This window comes from Tardiphaga sp. (genome assembly GCF_025356345.1).
Classification (GTDB): Bacteria; Pseudomonadota; Alphaproteobacteria; order Rhizobiales; family Xanthobacteraceae; genus Tardiphaga.
In genome coordinates this window covers 1-16,522 of record NZ_JANXTC010000288.1, presented here as the reverse complement: position 1 = coordinate 16,522, position 16,522 = coordinate 1, and the positions used below count along the sequence as shown (strand labels likewise).

17 protein-coding genes are annotated in these 16,522 nt (G+C 61.9%); 5 read left to right on the top strand and 12 right to left on the bottom strand.

The window, feature by feature from the left end:
* Positions 1–215: 215 nt before the first annotated feature.
* The 11 genes from Q0S16_RS17850 to fixL form a co-directional block, all read right to left on the bottom strand.
* A complete protein-coding gene (locus tag Q0S16_RS17850) occupies positions 216–383 on the bottom strand; it encodes a hypothetical protein (protein ID WP_295850792.1) in 168 nt (55 codons plus the stop codon).
* Positions 384–405: 22 nt separating this feature from the next.
* Positions 406–1,128: a CBS domain-containing protein gene (locus Q0S16_RS17845; protein WP_295850790.1), complete on the bottom strand. Its 723-nt coding sequence runs from the start codon at positions 1,126–1,128 to the stop codon at positions 406–408.
* A gap of 80 nt (positions 1,129–1,208) precedes the next feature.
* On the bottom strand, positions 1,209–2,447 hold the full coding sequence (locus tag Q0S16_RS17840; RefSeq protein WP_295850788.1) for a cyclic nucleotide-gated ion channel: 1,239 nt from the start codon (positions 2,445–2,447) through the stop codon (positions 1,209–1,211).
* Positions 2,447–3,283, bottom strand: coding sequence for a universal stress protein (locus tag Q0S16_RS17835; RefSeq protein WP_295850785.1), 837 nt, complete (start codon positions 3,281–3,283; stop codon positions 2,447–2,449). The genes Q0S16_RS17840 and Q0S16_RS17835 overlap by 1 nt, the downstream gene beginning before the upstream one ends.
* Before the next feature lie 86 nt (positions 3,284–3,369).
* Positions 3,370–4,560: an acetate/propionate family kinase gene (locus Q0S16_RS17830; RefSeq protein WP_295850783.1), complete on the bottom strand. Its 1,191-nt coding sequence runs from the start codon at positions 4,558–4,560 to the stop codon at positions 3,370–3,372.
* 38 nt (positions 4,561–4,598) lie between these two features.
* The gene (locus Q0S16_RS17825) at positions 4,599–7,001 is read right to left on the bottom strand and encodes a phosphoketolase family protein (protein ID WP_295850780.1); all 2,403 of its coding nucleotides are present in this window, start codon (positions 6,999–7,001) and stop codon (positions 4,599–4,601) included.
* Positions 7,002–7,039: 38 nt separating this feature from the next.
* Positions 7,040–7,771, bottom strand: a complete 732-nt coding sequence (locus Q0S16_RS17820; protein WP_295850777.1) for a CBS domain-containing protein — start codon at positions 7,769–7,771, stop codon at positions 7,040–7,042.
* A 90-nt stretch (positions 7,772–7,861) separates the two neighbouring features.
* Positions 7,862–8,557 carry a helix-turn-helix domain-containing protein gene (locus Q0S16_RS17815; protein ID WP_295850774.1) on the bottom strand — a complete coding sequence of 232 codons (696 nt, stop codon included), beginning with the start codon at positions 8,555–8,557 and terminating at the stop codon, positions 7,862–7,864.
* A gap of 114 nt (positions 8,558–8,671) precedes the next feature.
* On the bottom strand, positions 8,672–9,067 hold the full coding sequence (locus Q0S16_RS17810; protein WP_295850771.1) for a response regulator: 396 nt from the start codon (positions 9,065–9,067) through the stop codon (positions 8,672–8,674).
* A 68-nt stretch (positions 9,068–9,135) separates the two neighbouring features.
* Positions 9,136–9,753 carry a response regulator FixJ gene (gene fixJ, locus Q0S16_RS17805; protein WP_295850769.1) on the bottom strand — a complete coding sequence of 206 codons (618 nt, stop codon included), beginning with the start codon at positions 9,751–9,753 and terminating at the stop codon, positions 9,136–9,138.
* A complete protein-coding gene (fixL, locus tag Q0S16_RS17800; RefSeq protein WP_295850797.1) occupies positions 9,743–11,209 on the bottom strand; it encodes a sensor protein FixL in 1,467 nt (488 codons plus the stop codon). Before fixL ends, fixJ begins: the two co-directional genes overlap by 11 nt.
* Before the next feature lie 278 nt (positions 11,210–11,487).
* On the opposite strand from fixL, the gene Q0S16_RS17795 reads away from it, so the two are divergent.
* From Q0S16_RS17795 to Q0S16_RS17780, 4 genes are all read left to right on the top strand, one after another.
* The gene (locus tag Q0S16_RS17795; protein WP_295850766.1) at positions 11,488–11,934 is read left to right on the top strand and encodes a CBS domain-containing protein; all 447 of its coding nucleotides are present in this window, start codon (positions 11,488–11,490) and stop codon (positions 11,932–11,934) included.
* A gap of 20 nt (positions 11,935–11,954) precedes the next feature.
* Positions 11,955–12,185 (top strand): hypothetical protein, encoded by a 231-nt coding sequence (locus Q0S16_RS17790; protein WP_295850763.1) that lies wholly within the window; start codon positions 11,955–11,957, stop codon positions 12,183–12,185.
* Positions 12,186–12,217: 32 nt separating this feature from the next.
* Complete coding sequence (locus tag Q0S16_RS17785; RefSeq protein WP_295850760.1) at positions 12,218–12,394, top strand: universal stress protein; 177 nt, start codon at positions 12,218–12,220, stop codon at positions 12,392–12,394.
* 61 nt (positions 12,395–12,455) lie between these two features.
* Positions 12,456–15,152: a bifunctional acetate--CoA ligase family protein/GNAT family N-acetyltransferase gene (locus tag Q0S16_RS17780; protein ID WP_295850758.1), complete on the top strand. Its 2,697-nt coding sequence runs from the start codon at positions 12,456–12,458 to the stop codon at positions 15,150–15,152.
* Between the two features lie 81 nt (positions 15,153–15,233).
* On the opposite strand, the gene Q0S16_RS17775 is transcribed toward Q0S16_RS17780, so the two are convergent.
* The gene (locus tag Q0S16_RS17775; RefSeq protein WP_295850755.1) at positions 15,234–15,551 is read right to left on the bottom strand and encodes a cytochrome c; all 318 of its coding nucleotides are present in this window, start codon (positions 15,549–15,551) and stop codon (positions 15,234–15,236) included.
* Between the two features lie 205 nt (positions 15,552–15,756).
* On the opposite strand from Q0S16_RS17775, the gene Q0S16_RS17770 reads away from it, so the two are divergent.
* Positions 15,757–16,522: cbb3-type cytochrome c oxidase subunit I (locus tag Q0S16_RS17770; protein WP_295850794.1), on the top strand; the 766-nt coding region annotated here is incomplete at its 3' end.

Below are 16,522 nucleotides of genomic sequence, written 5' to 3'. Positions count from 1 at the left end.
CTGGCAGGAATGCAGTCGCCACCAGATCGACTTTGCCCGTCGTGAAACCGACCGCATGCTCGATCATGGTGTCCATGCCATCGATCTCGTCGCCGGTCTTTTGAAGAGCGGCAAACGACAGGACGCTTCATAGGTCACAATGCTTAATCGCCGGGCTCCGCTTGGGGGAGACTCTCAGGCGGAGCGGTGACGCGATTCAACGCGCCGATCAGGCGCTAGATTTCGCGTCGCATCGTCCAGCCAACGACCATGATGGCTGCGCCGATCATCAGAACCACGGTTACGATTGTTTGTACAAAGCCGAAATTCAGCGCGTCGCGGGCGACGAATAGCGAGGCGATCGCCGCCGCCGCGATCCAGACCAGTCGTAACAGCCATGCCATGTGTTGATACCCTGTCGAACCGTCAGCCTGCCGCCTTGATATCTTCCGGCGACTGCACGTAATAGCCGGACCAACTGTCGACCAGGCAAATGTGGTCATGCACCGCTTTGACGCCATCGGTGTTCTCCGCGGCGACCACCGCCGCCCGGCGGGCGCGGTCGTCGCCGATCAAGCCATGCAGGTAAACGACGCCGTTGCGTACGATGACTTGCAGTCCGATCGGTTGCCAGTCCGTCGCATCATAGGTGCGCAGCAGGCGGGCGCGGATGTGATCGTCGTCGGCGGTCGGGTCGGGAATTTCCTTCGCCATGCTCGCGACCGCCTGAAGCAGATTAGATCGGGTCACGATTCCCACCAATTTGCCCTGCCGTAGCACTGGCAGGCGCTTGATGCCCTTGCGCTCCATCAAAGAGACAAGCTCGCCGAGTTCGGTCTCCTCGCTGGCCGTGATCGGTTCCGTGGTCATGACATCGGCTACCGAGCGGCCCCGTTCAGAGACGAAATCGTCGGCAAGGCGACCTGGGCTGGTAAAAAACCGCAGCCATCCAGCCCGCTTTCGCTGGGTCCCGATCTCGGTGCGCCGCAGGAAGTCGCCCTCGGAGACAATGCCAATCAATGCGCCGGACGAATCAAGGACCGGCAATCCGCTGATATGATGTCTGAGCATAATATTGGCGGCGTCGAGGGTTGAAGTCTCGGGAGATACCGTGATGACCTGATGCGTCATGATCTGGTGGGCGCGCATGGCAGCCTCCTTTGTTCGCTGTTCAAGCTAGCATGGTGGACTTCGTCGAATCTTGATCTGACGCAATCCATAAATCGAGCTTAGCGGATCGGGGCGTAAAGCTCTTCGGCGACAAGATCACTGTTCGGCGCGTAGAGGTCGTGGCCAAGCTTCTCGCGCGCCGCCTCTTCGATGCGGCCTGCCAGTATTGGCTGTCGGTCCATCAAGGCATGGAGATCCGAGGCATCCAGCACGAGCAGGCGCGTCGGCATGGTAGACGTCGCCGTAGCGGACCGTCGGCTATGACGCAGCGCGGCGATCTCGCCGAAGAACTGGCCGGCGACAAGCCGGATCGGCCTGTGCTTCAGTTTCAATTCCACCTCGCCATCAGCGATCAGGTACATGGAATGAGCGGGCTCTCCGCGTCGGGCGATAACCGTTCCGGCATCGACCTTTCGCGCCCGCAGCACGCTCATCACGTCGGCGATTTCGGGGGCTGTCAGCGTGCTGAACAGCGGGATACGGGCGACGAGACCCCAGGTAACGATAAAGTCCCTGCGATGGACCTCGTTGGCAAAGGCGGTGGCGACAATGCCGACCGGCAGCGCCACCATCAGCAGGCCTGCGAATATGGTGATGCCGGCGATCAGGCGGCCCAGCGCCGTGATCGGAACGGCGTCGCCATAGCCGACCGTGCCAAGCGTCACGATCGCCCACCATAGCGCATCGGGGATCGTTCCAAATTTATCGGGTTGGGCGGTGCGCTCCGCCAGATGCATCAGCGCCGCGGCGACCAGCGCCGTTCCAAGCAGAATGACGAGACATCCTGCCAGCGCTCGCCGCTCGGCGTAAAGGGCGTCCAGCAGCGAACGCATCGCAGGTGAATGTCGTGTGAGCTTGAAAAAGCGCAGCAGACGCACAACCAGCAACAGTCTGAAATCCGGGTCGATGACGAAGCCAAGCCAGAAGGGGAGGATGGCAGCGAGATCGACGAGCCCGTGCGGGCTAAGAGCAAACCGCAACCGGCCAAAGAAGCGACCGTGATGCCGCAGCGGCGGGTGTTCCGTCGCGCTCCAGAGGCGAGCGACGTATTCCGCGGAGAAAATGCCCGTCGCGGCCCACTCGATCGACTGAAGAAGGGTGCTGTAGGTTTCGGCGAGATGGGGAACGGATTCGAGTACGGTTGCGATCAGTGTCACGACGATGAGCGCGACAAGCAGGTAGTTCAGCACGGAACCGGTGATGTCCGTGCCGCCATCCCGCTCAAGCACGCCATAGACGCGGCGGCGCAACCCCGCCAGAGAATTCCTGATGTTTTCGCTGGCGCCAGGCGATCCCATCAATGCGACATCAGCGTCGGGACCGTCATCGCGTGCAGCATCGCCCGTGTGACCCCGCCGAGAAGTCGCTCCTGCAGGCGGGAGTGGCCGTATCCGCCCATGACGATCAGATCGATGCCGGCATCCGCCGCAATCGACAGGATGGTCGGCTGGATCTGCCCGCGATCGGCGTCCATGCGCTCGATACGGGCGGTCATTCCATGGCCGGCCAGATACTGCGCCAATGCTGCCGCCGAGGTCGGGGCGGTCGATGCCTGATCTTCATTGATGCTGATGATCGTGATGTCGGTGGCGACGTTCAAGAAAGGCATGGCATCGCGGACCGCACGGGCCGCCATCCTGCTGCCGTCCCACGCAATGCCGACCCGCTTCAGCGGCAGCGGCCCGCGATGCGTATAGGGCACAAACAGCACCGGGCCCCCCGACCCGAACAGGATGTCGAGTGCGATGGAATTGTCGTAGCTGTCGTGACTATACTCCGGCTGCGGAACGATCGTGAGATCATACAGCCGCGATGTGGCACTGAGCATCTCGCCCGCCTGCGCCGGATTGGCAATCAAGGACTTGCACGTGTAGGCAATCCCGGCATTGCGGGCCTCCGCCTCGAACACGGCAATGGCGGCTTCCGTGCGGGCCAGCGCGCGCTCGTGCTCCATTTCATACACGGCCGCGACGGCGGTTCCGCCTTCGACGGCGAAGCTGATATTGGCAGACTCGTAACCGATCGAGATGGCGTCAACGCGCGCTCCCAGCGACATCGCGACTGAAATCGCGCCATCGGTGATCGGCCTGATCTGTTGCTCGGAAGGCAGGTGGACGAGGATACTCTTGGGCATGGCGGTTCTCCACATGGTTGGCGGGCGAGCCCGCGCGGTGGAAATGTTAGATCGGAACGCAAAGCCTTGGGTTGACGCACCTCAAATCAGCGTGGATCCAATCGACCGTCCAGCAGATTGGCGCTAGCCCGGGCGATGGTCGTCTCTTCGCTGGTCGGGATCACGCGGATATCAATATGGCTGGATGCCGCTGCGATGCGGTCGGCCGCATCCGCATTGGCCTGCGGGTCGATCGCCGCGCCGAGCCAGGCCAGACGGGCGCAGATTCGCGCGCGGATAGTGGCACTGTGTTCGCCAATGCCGCCGGTGAACACCAGGCAGTCAAGCCCCTGCAGGCTGACCGCCATCGCCGCGATTTCCTTCGCCGCGCGTTCGACAAACAGGTCGACGGCCTCGATCGCATGCGGTTCGTCGCTGGCAACCAGCACCCGCATATCCGCCGAAAGTCCGGACACGCCGAGCAGCCCGGACTCATAATATAGAATCTTCTCAAGTTCGTCCGGCGACAGGTCGTGGGCGCGCTGCAGATAGAGCAACACGCCGGGATCGATGGTGCCACAACGTGTGGCCATCATCAGCCCGTCGAGCGCGGTCAGCCCCATCGTGGTATCGACGCTGGCACCGTTACGCAGCGCGCACAGGCTCGATCCACTGCCGAGATGCGCCACCACGGTGCGCTTCTCCGTGAGTGTCGGCGATATCTCCGCCAGGCGTTGCGCGATGAACTGGTAGGACAGGCCATGGAAGCCGTAGCGGCGGACGCCCAATCCGTCGAAGCGGCGCGGAATGGCGAAGCGACGGGACAGTGGTCCGAGATCGTGATGGAACGCGGTGTCGAAGCAGGCAATCTGCGGCAGTTCAGGCCGCAGCGACATGATCGACCTGATCGGGGAAAGGCAGCGCGGCTGGTGCAGCGGGGCCAATGGCGTCAGCGCTTGCATCGCCTCAAGCACGGCGTCGTCAATGAATACCGGCGCAACCAGATCCGGACCGCCGTGAACGATGCGATGGCCGATGGCCAGCAGGTCATCGCTGGCCAGATAGCCATCGACCCAGTTCAGGATGTCATCGAGCAGTCCCGCCTCGTCGTCGCGGTCCGGTTGCTGCTTGTCAAACAGCACCACGCCATCGCCGTCCTTGATGGTGAGCCGCGGCGTGGCGTCGTGCTCGTCGAGCAGGCCCTTGCACAGCGATTGCGGGCCGGTCGGAAGGATGTCGAACAGCCCGAACTTGATGGTCGTAGAGCCGGCATTGAGGACCAGAATGGCGTCGGGCATCATCGCTCTCATCGGTAGGTCGTCACGGTGGACGAGATCTAGCCGCCGGATGGCGCGGCGTCATAGGGCCAGGTCCAGTCACGGATTTCCGGCACGTCTTCACCGTGGGCGCGAATATAGCGGCTGTGCTCGATCAGGGCGTCACGGAGCTGCTGCTTGATCGAAGCCGCGGCGACGCCAAGGCTCGGCACGCGCTCGATGACGTCGATCGCCAGATGAAAGCGATCCAGCCGGTTCAGCACCACCATGTCGAACGGCGTCGTGGTGGTGCCTTCTTCCTCGAAGCCGTGCACATGCATCCGATCGTGATTGGCCCGGCTGTAAGTCAGCCGGTGAATCAGATGCGGGTAGCCGTGAAAGGCAAAGATCACCGGCTTGTCGCGGGTGAACATGGTGTCGAAATCGCGGTCGCTCAGCCCGTGGGGATGCTGCTCTTTCGGCTGCAGCGTCATCATGTCAACGACATTGATGACGCGGATGTTCAGATCCGGAACCACCTGGCGCAGCAGGTCCACCGCGGCCAGGGTCTCCAGCGTCGGAACGTCGCCGCAGCATGCCATCACCACGTCGGGCTCGTTGACGACCCGCTCGGTACCTGCCCAGGGCCAGATACCAATGCCGGCGTCGCAATGGGTAGCAGCCTGGTCCATGGTCAGCCATTGCGGCGCCGGTTGCTTGCCGGCAACGATGACATTGATGCGGTCATAGGTACGCAGCACATGGTCCGTGATCCACAGCAGGGTGTTGGCGTCCGGTGGAAAATAGACGCGAACGATATCAGCCTTCTTGTTGACGACATGGTCGACAAAGCCGGGGTCCTGATGGCTGAAGCCGTTGTGATCCTGGCGCCAGACATGCGAGGTCAGGAGGTAGTTCAACGACGCGATCGGCCGGCGCCACGGCAACGCACGGGAGACTTTCAGCCATTTGGCATGCTGGTTGAACATCGAATCGACGATGTGGATAAAGGCCTCGTAACAGGATATCAGGCCGTGTCGACCGGTGAGCAGGTAGCCTTCGAGCCAACCCTGGCACAGATGCTCGCTGAGCACTTCCATGACGCGTCCGTCTTGCGCCAGATGCACGTCGTAAGGCTCGATGCCCTCCATCCACTGCCGCTCGGTCACTTCGAACACGGCGTCGAGGCGGTTCGACGCGGTTTCGTCGGGGCCCATGATACGGAAGTTGCGCGTTTGCGCATTCAGCGTGATCACGTCGCGCAGGAATTTGCCCATCTCGCGGGTGGCCTCGCCGAGGCTGGCGCCGGGTCTTGCGACGGTCAGCGCATAGTCGCGAAAATCAGGCAGCTTCAGTTCGCGCCGGAGCGTCCCGCCATTGCCATGCGGACTGGCGCCCATGCGGCGGTCGCCATCGGGGGCCAGTGCCTGCAATTCCGGGCGCAGCCTGCCGGCCTCGTCGAACAGGGTCTCCGGCTGATAGCTGCGCATCCACGCTTCAAGCAGCCGCAAATGTTCAGGATTGCCACGCGGATTGCCGATCGGGACCTGATGGGCACGCCAGAACCCCTCGACCTTGAGGCCATCGACTTCCTTGGGACCGGTCCAGCCCTTCGGACTGCGCAGGATGATCATGGGCCATCGTGGCCGAGCCGTCTGCTTGTCGTGGCGGGCGGCGTTCTGGATCGCATGAATGCGATCGAAAGCGATTTCGAGCGTGTTGGCCATCAGCCGGTGCATGGTGGCGGGATCGCTGCCCTCGACGAATAGCGGTTCATGGCCGTAGCCGGCGAACAGATCGCGCAGTTCCTCATCCGACATGCGGGCGAGGATGGTCGGGTTGGCAATCTTGTAGCCGTTCAGGTGCAGGATCGGCAGCACCGCTCCATCATGGAGCGGATTGAGGAATTTGTTGGAGTGCCAGGAGGCCGCGAGCGCGCCGGTCTCGGCCTCGCCGTCGCCGATCACACAAGCGACCGTGAGGTCCGGATTGTCGAAGGCCGCGCCATAGGCGTGCACCAGCGCATAGCCCAGTTCGCCACCCTCATGGATCGAACCCGGGGTCTCCGGCGCGGCGTGGCTGGGAATGCCGCCGGGAAACGAGAATTGCCGGAACAGCTTCTGCAGGCCGTCGGCGTCACGGCTGATATCGGGATAGATCTCGCTATAGGTGCCTTCGAGATAGGTGTTGGCTACCATTCCCGGGCCGCCATGGCCGGGGCCACAGACATAGAGCAAGCTCAGGTCGCGGGCACGGATCAACCGGTTGAGATGGGCGTAGATGAAATTCAGGCCGGGCGTTGTGCCCCAATGACCGAGCAGCCGCGGCTTGATGTGTTCTCGCCGCAGCGGCTCGCGGAGCAGCGGGTTGTCCAACAGATAGATCTGGCCAACCGACAGATAATTGGCGGCCCGCCAGTAGCGGTTGATCAGGTCGATTTCATCATCGCTCAACGCGGAAATTCCAGGCGAAACATCGAGCATTCGGACCTCGTGTGCTGTAATGAAACCGGTCTGGGATTCTAACGGGCCTCGGAAGCCTTCTTTTCGTCTTCCGCCGAGACAAGATACATTCCCGACATCGGCTCGACCCAGCAAAGATGGTCGTGGACTTCTTTAACGCCTTCCACGGCCTCCGCTGCGACAATGGACGCGGCGCGGGAACGTTCCTCCGTAATCACACCATCGAGATGAGCGATGCCGTTACGCACCACGACATTGAGACCGAACGGCGCCCAATCCTTGTTGGTAATCGCGGCGATCACCCGGTTGCGAATATGATCGTCGTCGGCGGTGGGGTCGGGCACGTCGCGGGCGAGGGCCGCAACGGCCTGCAGCAGGTTTGAACGCGAGACGATGCCGACGATCTGACCGTCGCTCATGACCGGCAGGCGCTTGACGTTATTGTTCTCCATCAGCAGCACGATATCTTCCAGGGATGTCTGCTCGGTGACGGTCAGTGGATTTGGCGTCATGATTTCGCCGATCTTGCGGCCCTGCGCGCGGACATAGTCGGCGGCCGCGGCGCCGGGCCCGAGCAGAAACCTGAGCCAGCGACCGCGCTTGCGCTGTGTGCCGATTTCGACGCGGCGTACGAAGTCGCCCTCTGAGATGATTCCGACCAGAACGCCCTGATGGTCCATCACCGGCATCCCGCTGATGTGATGGTGAAGCATCATGTTGGCGGCCTCGATGATGGTGGTCTCTGGCGTGACCGTGATGACGTTTCGGGTCATGATCTGATGCGCGCGCATCTGGTACTCCATGGTCGCTGGCTGATGCCGGGATTCGAGTTACCCGAACCGGCGGCCGGCGCGGTTGAGGCAGGTCAATCGCGCCGTATGTCAGGCGTTGATATCCCGCAGCCACTGCCGCTTCCGGATCACGATCTGGCGCGCGCCGGAAAAATCCAGCACGCCCTTCTCGCTCAACATCGATAGCGCGCGGGATACCGTCTCAAGCGTGAGTCCGAGATAGTCGCCGATATCGCGACGGCACATCGGCAGCGCCACCATCGAGGCGGCGGCCAGACGACGGTCCATCTCGAGCAGAAAGGCGGCGACGCGTTCCATCGCAGTCTTGCAGCCGAGCAGCAACATATGATCCTCGGCATGGCGCAACTCGCCCGATGTGACATTCCACAGCGCGCAGGCCACCTGCACATCGACCTTCGCTGCGTTTTCCAGGCCGCGGCGCTGGATCAGCCGGACTTCCGTCGCGCAGATCGCCTCGGCGGTGACGCGGTGATGCGAGCCATACTCAAGTCCGAAAATATCGCCCGGAAGGTGAAAGGATCCGATCTGGCGTCGACCGTCGGAGAGTAGCTTGTAGGTCCGTACCGCGCCGTGGACGACCTGGTAGACATAATCCGTGGGTTCATCCTCCCCGAAGATTTCCTCTTCCTTCTGATACCGGAAGGTGGTCGCGGCCAGGCTGGCGAGCCCCATCACGGTACCGAACTGATCGGCCGCGGGAGCCAGACACGGCGGCTGCGCCAGCAAGGCATTCGATTCGGTGGTTGCGACTGAATGTGTGAGCATTGGTCATCTCCCGATTGGATGACCGTTTTTGGCAGGGCCGGGCGCTCGCCGCTATTTGGTCGCATCACTTAAGGGCTTCCCCCTAAGTAGGTTTACGGAGGCTGCCGCGGCCGATCATAACGGCATCGCCCGCGCGGAAAGGTGGTCGTGGATGTGGGAAACCAGGCTTTCCTCGATATGGGGCTTCAGCAATACCTGCTGGATACCTGCGGCAGCCGCCTTGACGAAAATCGAATTATCCGGAAATCCGGTAACAAGAATGATCGGCGCCATGCTGCCGCGGCGGCGCAGCTGTTCCGCCACCTTGAGGCCGTCGATGCCCGGCATTTTATAATCGACTACGACGCAATCGAACAGGTTCTGCTCCGCCCAATCCAGCATGGCGGCGGGATTTCGAAACGAGCAAACGGCAAAGCCATGAGTCTCCAACAAAAATTGCAGCGAACTCAGGACTGCTGAATCGTCATCCAGCACCAGTATGGTCGCCTTCAAGGGGGCATTAACAGTCAAGCTCTCATCCCACGTATAGGTCGGGGAGACGATTCTACCCCGCTTCCAAGGCGTGCAGTTGATCTGCCTCAACCATCGAGAATTCCAGCGCGCAGTGCCAGCCGCACCAGTTCCGAGAGGCTGCGGGCCTGCATTTTGGTCATGACATTGGCGCGGTAGACTTCGATGGTTCGCGGGCTGATGTCGTAGTCCCGGGCGATCAGCTTGTTGGACAGCCCGGCGACCAGCCCGTTCATGACTTGCCGCTCGCGCTGGCTCAGTCCGGCAACGCGTGCCGCCAGATCGCTGGCCATGTTCTTGGTCTTTGCGCTGTCCTCGCCCTGCTTGAAAGCGGTGTGGATCGCTCCGATCAGCCGCTCGTCCTCGAACGGCTTTTCCAGAAAATCCAAAGCACCGAGCTTGATCGCCTCGACAGCCAACGGGATATCGCCATGGCCTGTCATGATGATGATGGGAAGGTCCGCACGCTTTGTTTTCAGTTCTCGCAGCAGGTCCATGCCGTTGATGCCGGGCATCCGGATGTCCGACACCACGCAGCCGAACTTTATTGCCGGCAGCTTCTCCAGAAATACGGGCGCGGACTCGAACAGCGTGACCGAAAATCCGGCCGATTCCAGCAAAAACTCCAGCGAGTCCCGCATCGCCGGGTCGTCGTCAATGACGTAGACGGTATCTTCAGGTGACATGAACAAGGTCCTGGGAAGCCGCGGCGGGCAGGGTGAAACGGAAAGTGGCGCCGCCCGAGGTATTTGTTTCGGCCCACATTCTTCCGCCATGTGCCTCGACGATCGATCGGCTGATCGAAAGGCCGACGCCCATTCCGGTCGACTTGGTTGTAAAGAATGTCTGAAACAGCTTGGCCGCCGTTTCATCGCTAAAGCCGCTTCCGGTATCGGAAACAGCGATTTCCACCATATCATCCGGGGCGACCGAGTTGGTGATGGAAAGTTCCTGTCGCGGCGCGTTGTGCATGGCCTCCAATCCGTTGCGAAACAGATTGACCAGGACCTGCTGGATCTGGACGCGGTCGACGACAACGCGGTCAAATCGGGCGTCGATGTGGAATCGCAGCATCACGCCCTGCTCACGGGAGCCGGTCAGGCCGAGTGCCCCGGCTTCCTCGACGAGCTTTGCAAGGCTTTCGACGCGCTTCTCGGATTCGTCGCGAGAGACGAAATCCCGCAGCCGGCGAATGATCTGACCCGCGCGAACGGCCTGCTCGGCGGCTTTATGCAGCGCGTTCTCGATTCGCGCGCGATTGGGGTCCGTGCTTGCCTCAAGCAAGCGGCGTGAGCCGTTCATGTAATTGCTGATCGAGGCCAGCGGCTGGTTCAGTTCGTGGGCGAGCGCCGAGGCCATCTCACCCATCGCGCTCAAGCGCGACATGTGGATCAGTTCGGACTGCAATTCCTGCATTTTCGCCTGGGTCTGCTGTTGCTCGGTGAGGTCGCGAATGAATCCGGTGAAATAGCGCTCGCCGCCGGATTGCATCTCGCCGATCGATAGATGCATCGGAAACGCGGTGCCATCACGGCGGCTGCCGGTCACAATTCGTCCAACACCGATGATGTGCCGCTCCAGCGTCGACTCATAACGCTTCAGATAGCCGTCATGGCGGGTGCGATCCGGATCCGGCATCAGGATGCTGACATTCTGGCCGATCGCTTCGCGCCCGGTGTAGCCGAACATGCGTTCGGCGGCCGAACTGAATGATTGTATCGCACCCATCGCATCGATCACGATCATCGCATCCGGGATGGTGTCGAGGATCGAGCGTAAATGGGCCTCCCGGGTTCGTAAGGCGACCTCCTGCCGCTTCTGCTCGTCGATATCAAGCACTACACCGCTGAACACCGCCGGCCTCCCATCCTCGCCGGCAATGATCCCGCCCCGGGCGCGAATCCAGTGGGGGCCGGCTGGCTGCCGGATGACCTGGCACTCAATGTCGAAATCGCAGCCGGTCTCGATGCATCGCTGGATAGCAAGTTCGGTGCGCTCGCGATCAAGCGGCTCGAGCAGCGAGAGAAAGCGTGCGTAATCGACTGGGTCCGAATCCGAGAGTCCAAATAGCGAGCGGGTAACGGAGGACCAGCCCAATTGCCCTGTCAAAAGGTCAAGCTCCCACGTGCCGATGCCCGACATGGCGTAGCCGCGTTCCGAATTGTCGCCCTGTGGTCCTGCTCGATGCTTCAAACTGCTGCTTTCCTCCCGGTCGCACCGGTATCCCCTGAAGATTTAGCATGCCCTGATGGCCCGCCGCTACCCGCAGCATAGCCCTGAACAGGGTCCCGCGCTCCGGAAGCTTCGTTGTTTGACCTCGATCAACAGCGCCGCCCTCCCGACATGCTGGACTGTCCGGCATTAGGATGAGCCGCCGGCATAGCTCTATCGGCTGATCCACAAGACATGGGATCATAGTCGTGAATTATTTCCTCGATCAGATCGTTGGCGACAACATGACCCGCAAGGTCACGACCGTTACCAGTGAGGTGACGATGCGTGAACTGGGCAAGCTGTTTGAGCAGGATGATTTTAACGCCTATCCGGTTTGGGAAAAGGGCCACGTGGTCGGGGTTGTGTCCAAACTGGACTATCTCGCCTGCTTCGTATTCACGCCTGACCATATGGTGCCGCCATATAATGAGCTGATGCAGCGCCAGGTCGCCGATGTCATGACGTCGGAGTTCATTTATGTCGGCACGGAGACGAAGCTGACGCGCGTTCTGCAGCTGATGGTTGATCACCGTATTCGCAGCATGCCGGTCATCGATATGGACCAGAAATTGTCGGGCATCATCTCGCGGGAAGATGTCATGCGCGCACTGGCACGCAGCACCAGTGGGGACAGGTTGGCCGGAGCCGGCTAGTCCAGGCAAGCGGGGGCACTATGGCATTCAAGGAAGCTCCGCTGCCGCTGGTTGGCGATCTCGGCCCGGCTATTGTCGTTGCGATCGAGAAATGCGTGGCGATGGCAGTGGATATCGGGGCTCGTATTTCCGCTGTGGCGGTTGAGCTGGATGCGGCGGTCCGTCCTGCGGCGATGATCCCTGTCGATCGGGACGAGGCGGCAACGATCGAAAAGACCCGCGGCGCCTCGAATGCCGGCGACCTTTCATAGCGCTTCGCGGTGTGGCGGAAAGCTTCGAAACGGTGAAGCGTGACGGCAGTTCTGTCGGCATGGCGTTTCGCGCCTATGCCAGGGCGCATGCGATTGATCTGCTGGTGATGGGAGCCTACCGTCACTCGGTGATGAATGAGTGGGTCTGGGGTGGCGCCAGCAACACCGTCATCGGTCAGCCACCCTGCTGGGTTATGATGTCGCATTAAAGGGCTAATTCAGAACGGCGCGTGCGACCGTCCTGGAAACGGCTCGATTGGAGCCGGCCCGATGTCTATATATCGTCTCAGCAAGCTGCTCGCGCCGCGCTCGGTAGCGCTCGTCGGTGGCAGCCCGCATCCCGGTTCGGTCGGTCAGGCGGTGTTGCGCAATATTCGTCAGGCCGGGTTCGACGGACCATTCGGCGTGGTCAATTCGCACTATCCCGAGATCGCGGGTCTCGCGACAGTCGGTAGCCTGGCCGCATTGCCATTCGTGCCGGAACTGGTGGTGATCACAGCGCCGGCCGAAGCGATTCCCGGTCTGGTCGAAGAGGCGGGACGTCTGGGTTGCGCCGGCGCTCTGATCATCTCATCGGGGCTGGGCCATGGTCCGGGCTCGCTCGAGGCAGAGATCGACGACGCGGCGCGCCGCCATCACATGCGAATCATCGGGCCGAACTGCATCGGCGTGATGATGCCCGGCGCCCGGCTGAATGCCTCCTTTGCCGCCGCCATGCCGCGCGCGGGTAATCTGGCGCTGATCTCGCAATCCGGCGCGATCGTCGCCGGGATGGTGGGCTGGGCCGAGCAACGCGGCGTGGGCTTCTCCGGTGTGGTCTCGATTGGCGATCAGCTCGACGTCGATATCGCGGATCTACTCGATTATTTCGCGCTCGATGGCAAGACCAAGGCGATCCTGCTCTATGTCGAGGCCATCAAGGACGCCCGCAAATTCATGTCGGCGGCGCGGGCGGCGGCCCGGGTCAAGCCGGTGATCGTCATCAAGTCCGGCCGCATGGCGCAGGGGGCGCAAGCGGCGGCGACGCATACCGGAGCGCTCGCCGGTGCCGACGCGGTTTATGACGCCGCCTTCCGCCGCGCGGGCGTGCTTCGCGTCGCCGATTTGCGCGAATTGTTCGACTGCGCCGAGACCCTCGGCCGGATCGGGTCGCCAGCCGGCAAGCGGCTGGCGATCCTGACCAATGGCGGTGGCATCGGCGTGCTGGCAGTCGATCGGCTGGCCGAACTTGGCGGCGTTCCGGCGTCGATTTCCCCTTCTACCCGCGCCCAGCTCGACGCCGTGCTTCCGCCAACCTGGTCCGGCGCCAACCCGGTCGACATCATCGGCGACGCCGATGCGGCGCGCTACGCGGCGGCTTTGGAAATCCTGCTGGCCGATCCGGCCAATGACGCCGTTCTGGTCATGAACGTGCAGACCGCGATCTCTTCCGCCGACGCGATTGCCGCGGCGGTCATGAAGGCCGTCGCGGATTATGGCGCGACGCATCGCGGCTTTGCCAAGCCGGTGCTGGCTGTATGGGTCGGAGCTGATCCCCGGACCCGGGCGCAGCTGAGTGCCGCCGGCATTCCGAACTATCCCACCGGCGGTGACGCCGTGCACGGTTTCATGCATCTGGTGCAGCATCGCGAGCTGGTCGAATCGCTCGCGCAGGTCCCGCCGGCGCTGCCGGAGGAGTTCGTTCCCGCCAAGGAGACCGCGCGAAAGATCGTCGAAACGGCGATCAGCGAGCAGCGGCAGTGGCTCGATCCGATCGAGATCAAGCAATTGCTGGAAGCGTACCAAATTCCAATGATTGCGACCTTCGTCGCGGCGGATGCCGACGAAGCCGTCTTGCATGCGTCGAAGATCCTGGAGCAGGGCGATACCGTTGTTCTCAAGATCCTGTCGCGCGACATTCCCCACAAATCCGACGTGGGCGGGGTCGTTCTCAATCTGACCGGCGTCGAAGCCGTGCGCGCGGCGACCGCTGACATTCTTGCCCGTGCCCGGCAGTTGTGTCCGGAGGCGCGCATCCATGGTGTCATCGTCCAGGCGATGATGGTTCGGCCCAAGGTTCGCGAACTGATCATCGGGCTTGCCGACGACCCCACCTTCGGCACCGTCGTGGTGTTCGGTCGCGGCGGCACCGCGGTGGAGATCATCAATGACAAGGCGCTGGCGCTGCCACCGCTCGACCTGCCGCTGGCACGGGACCTGATCGCGCGCACGCGGGTGTCCCGCCTGCTGCAGCATTACCGCGATGTTCCGGCTGTAAAGCCCGACGCGGTGGCGCTGACGCTGGTCAAGCTGGCTCAAATGGCGGCCGACATTCCCGAAATCCGCGAACTGGACATCAATCCGCTATTGGCCGACGAGCATGGCGTGCTCGCCGTCGATGCGCGCGTCGCGGTGAACGAGATCACGCGGAAATTCAGAGGCAGTGGGCCTGCCAATTTCGCGGTTCGGCCCTATCCATCGCAGTGGCAGCGGCACATCGAGGTGAAGGACGGGTGGCAGGTCTTCGTCCGGCCGATCCGTCCGGAGGACGAGCCGACCATCCAGCGATTTCTCGAACACGTCACCAGCGATGATCGCCGGCTGCGCTTCTTCGCGCCGATGAAGCAATTCAGCCATGAGTTCATCGCCCGCCTGACGCAGCTGGATTATGCCCGCGCAATGGCTTTTGTGGCCTTCGATGGGAAGACACGCGAGATGGTCGGCGTTGTGCGCCTGCACTCCGATTCGATCTATGAAAGCGGTGAATATGCGATCCTGCTGCGCTCCGATCTGAAAGGCCGCGGGCTCGGCTGGACGCTGATGCAGCTGATCATCGAATACGCGAAATCCGAAGGGCTGAAACGCATTTCCGGCGATGTGCTGCGCGACAACAGGGTGATGCTGGCGATGTGCCGGCAACTCGGGTTTGACGTGAAGAGCAATACGGAGGAGCCGTCACTCTGCAATGTCTCGCTGCGGCTGGAGTGACCGTCAACCAGCGGCAATGCAGCTGCCCGGGTTAGCTGTGGTTTGAACGACGAACGCGATCGGCCGGCACCGCGCCAGGATCTATTCCAGGGTCTTGAGGAAGGCCAGCAGGTCATTGATCTGGTCGGGCTCCAGCTGAAATTCCGGCATGGTGGGATGGCCGGTGACAATGCCTTCCGCCAGCGCCTCGGCCAGGGTTTCGATCCGGTAGCGTTCATGCAGCGTGCGGAACGGTGGCGCGATCCTGAGCGGGCTTCGCGTCACCCGATCAATCGAATGGCAGCGCGCGCAATTCACCCGAGCAAATGTCTTCCCGCGCTGTTCGGCCGGTGACGCGGCCAGAGCCGGTGTCACCAGGAGGCTGGCGATGACGAAGTGATGCAACAGGTGGCGGGTCATTCCGGCGCTATCCTTGGGCATGTGCCCTCGAGATAGTACGAATGGTGGCTCACGATCTTGACCTGCATCAAGCTCGCAGATCAAGCGGCGTCGCCGCCAAACCACGCCACTTTTGATCTCGATCAAATCGGTTGCGGTCTTGGCATGATTTGAAGGCTGCAGACTCGGGGAAACTGACATGCAGCCAAATATCGACGTTAAACGGATGACCGCCGGTGAGTCGGGGCTGGCTGCCCTTTTCACGGTGGCCGTATTCCTGTGCATCCTGGCCGCGGGCAAGGCGGAGGACGCGCCGTTTGCTTTTCACGCGACGCTGGCTGGTGCCGCCAGCCTGATCGCGGTGTTCGCCATTCTGAACCGCTATTTTGACAGGACGACGCTGCCGCCGCAGGAGATCAACGGCAAGCCAAATTACAATTTCGGCCCGATCAAGGTTGCCTCGTTTATGGCGATGTTCTGGGGCATCGCCGGCTTCACCGTCGGCCTGCTGATCGCGATGCAGCTGGCATGGCCGGCGCTGAACTTCGATCTGCCATGGACCAGCTTTGGCCGACTGCGACCGCTGCACACTTCCGCGGTGGTGTTCGCGTTCGGCGGCAACGTATTGCTGGCGACCTCGTTCTACGTTGTTCAAAAGACCTGCCGTGTACGACTCGCCGGTGATCTGGCGCCCTGGTTCGTCATTCTGGGCTATAATTTCTTCATCCTGATCGCGGGCACCGGCTATCTGCTCGGCGTAACCCAATCCAAGGAATATGCCGAGCCGGAATGGTATGCCGATCTCTGGCTGACCATCGTCTGGGTAACCTACCTGCTGGTGTTCCTGATGACGCTGGTCAAGCGCAAGGAGCCCCACATCTTTGTCGCCAACTGGTTCTATCTGGCCTTCATCGTGACCATCGCCGTGCTGCACCTCGGGAATAATCCGGCTTTGCCGGTCTCGGTGTTTGGCTCCAAGTCCTATGTCGCCT

Excerpts from the sequence above, each read along its gene's own strand:
- fixL (WP_295850797.1), bottom strand. The coding sequence starts at position 11,209 with ATGTCGGGCATCGGCACGTGGGAGCTTGACCTTTTGACAGGGCAATTG.
- Q0S16_RS17825 (WP_295850780.1), bottom strand. The coding sequence starts at position 7,001 with ATGCTCGATGTTTCGCCTGGAATTTCCGCGTTGAGCGATGATGAAATC.
- Q0S16_RS17790 (WP_295850763.1), top strand. The coding sequence starts at position 11,955 with ATGGCATTCAAGGAAGCTCCGCTGCCGCTGGTTGGCGATCTCGGCCCG.
- Q0S16_RS17830 (WP_295850783.1), bottom strand. The coding sequence starts at position 4,560 with ATGCCCGACGCCATTCTGGTCCTCAATGCCGGCTCTACGACCATCAAG.
- Q0S16_RS17840 (WP_295850788.1), bottom strand. The coding sequence starts at position 2,447 with ATGGGATCGCCTGGCGCCAGCGAAAACATCAGGAATTCTCTGGCGGGG.
- Q0S16_RS17835 (WP_295850785.1), bottom strand. The coding sequence starts at position 3,283 with ATGCCCAAGAGTATCCTCGTCCACCTGCCTTCCGAGCAACAGATCAGG.
- Q0S16_RS17850 (WP_295850792.1), bottom strand. The coding sequence starts at position 383 with ATGGCATGGCTGTTACGACTGGTCTGGATCGCGGCGGCGGCGATCGCC.
- Q0S16_RS17815 (WP_295850774.1), bottom strand. The coding sequence starts at position 8,557 with ATGCTCACACATTCAGTCGCAACCACCGAATCGAATGCCTTGCTGGCG.
- Q0S16_RS17845 (WP_295850790.1), bottom strand. The coding sequence starts at position 1,128 with ATGCGCGCCCACCAGATCATGACGCATCAGGTCATCACGGTATCTCCC.
- Q0S16_RS17775 (WP_295850755.1), bottom strand. The coding sequence starts at position 15,551 with ATGACCCGCCACCTGTTGCATCACTTCGTCATCGCCAGCCTCCTGGTG.
- Q0S16_RS17820 (WP_295850777.1), bottom strand. The coding sequence starts at position 7,771 with ATGCGCGCGCATCAGATCATGACCCGAAACGTCATCACGGTCACGCCA.
- fixJ (WP_295850769.1), bottom strand. The coding sequence starts at position 9,753 with ATGTCACCTGAAGATACCGTCTACGTCATTGACGACGACCCGGCGATG.
- Q0S16_RS17780 (WP_295850758.1), top strand. The coding sequence starts at position 12,456 with ATGTCTATATATCGTCTCAGCAAGCTGCTCGCGCCGCGCTCGGTAGCG.